1 protein-coding gene and 1 pseudogene are annotated in these 1,256 nt (G+C 57.5%); one reads left to right on the top strand and one right to left on the bottom strand.

Going from position 1 to position 1,256, the window contains the following annotated elements; translation table 11 throughout:
- Positions 1 to 601: response regulator (locus tag APM_RS19125; RefSeq protein WP_007425041.1), on the top strand; the 601-nt coding region annotated here is incomplete at its 5' end.
- 38 nt (positions 602 to 639) lie between these two features.
- On the opposite strand, the pseudogene APM_RS19120 reads toward APM_RS19125, so the two are convergent.
- A pseudogene (locus APM_RS19120) lies at positions 640 to 966 on the bottom strand (transposase); the annotation flags it as partial.
- Between the last annotated feature and the right edge of the window lie 290 nt (positions 967 to 1,256).

Genomic DNA, 1,256 nt, shown 5'->3' with positions numbered 1-1,256 from the left:
GGGATATGTCGTGCTGCGGGCGGAGCGGGGGGCGGAGGCGTTGCGGCTGGCGGCGACGATGGTGCCGGACGTGATCCTGCTCGATCTCGGCCTGCCCGATCTCGACGGCCAGGACGTGATCGTGAAGCTGCGGGAATTCTCGGATGTGCCGGTGATCGTGCTTTCGGCGCGGGACCAGGAGGCGCAGAAGATCGCGGCGTTCGACGCGGGAGCGAACGACTATGTCGAGAAGCCCTTCGGCCTCGGCGAGCTGCTCGCGCGCATCCGCAACGCCTTCCGCCTGATCGCGACCGGGCAGGGGGTGCCGACCGAGGCGATCGAGATCGACGGGCTGCGGATCGACGAGGCGGCCCGCAGCGTCAGCCTCGACGGCGCCGAGATCCATTTCACCAAGACCGAATTCCGGATCCTGGCGGCGCTTGCGCGGCATCGCGGCAAGCTGGTGACGCATGACGACATCCTGCAAGCTGGCTGGGGCGATCTTCAAGAGTATGATCGTGCATATGTTAGAATATACATAAGATCAATCCGCCAAAAATTAGGTAAATTTGCTGATAATCACTTGAAAACAAAATCAGGTCTAGGATATATTTTGATATAGATATAATCTATATGAATTTTTTTCAGAAAAATACCTGCTTACCCAGCATTTTCAGCCAATTTCAGCAGCCGGTATGGCATGGGCGGTGTGTGAGCGGCGGCCCATCCGAGGCGTGGGATCATGCTGGCGAGGTCGTAACGGCGATTGAAGCGGTATTCGAACTCGGCAAGGTATCGGGGCACGTGCTTGCTGCTGATCGCCCGGTAGGTGCCGACGATGGCGGATTTGATATTGCCCAGTGCCGTGTTGACCCATTTGAACGTCGGACTTCGAGCGGCGGCCGGCCCACTGCCGGTACGGATCACGTCATGCGCGCATCCAGCATCGCTGACGTGGCCGAAATAGGCGAGGCCATCGCTGACCACGGCGTCGAAGCCGAGGGCAGAAAGATCCATCTCCCGTCAGAAACGCGGCATTACCCCTACCATCCGCCGCGAATTGGGGTCGCCGCACGATTGGTTCAAAATTGCACGTTAAGGGAAAAGCTAACAAAATCAGGGGCTTTCAAAAACGCCCGTTTGTGCATGAAAATGCCGAACACGGCGAAATCTGGTTTTTTCCTTTTCATAACCCTCTTTCAAAATCGGGTCGAAAGGTAAGCGCCATACGAAATGGCGCTTACCGTGCAGTTTCTGACAAATCGTGCGACGACCCC

This window comes from Acidiphilium sp. PM (assembly GCF_000219295.1).
GTDB classification, from domain to species: Bacteria; Pseudomonadota; Alphaproteobacteria; order Acetobacterales; family Acetobacteraceae; genus Acidiphilium; species Acidiphilium multivorum.
Note: the sequence above shows the minus strand (reverse complement) of the source record. Positions and strands in the feature narration are given on the sequence as shown.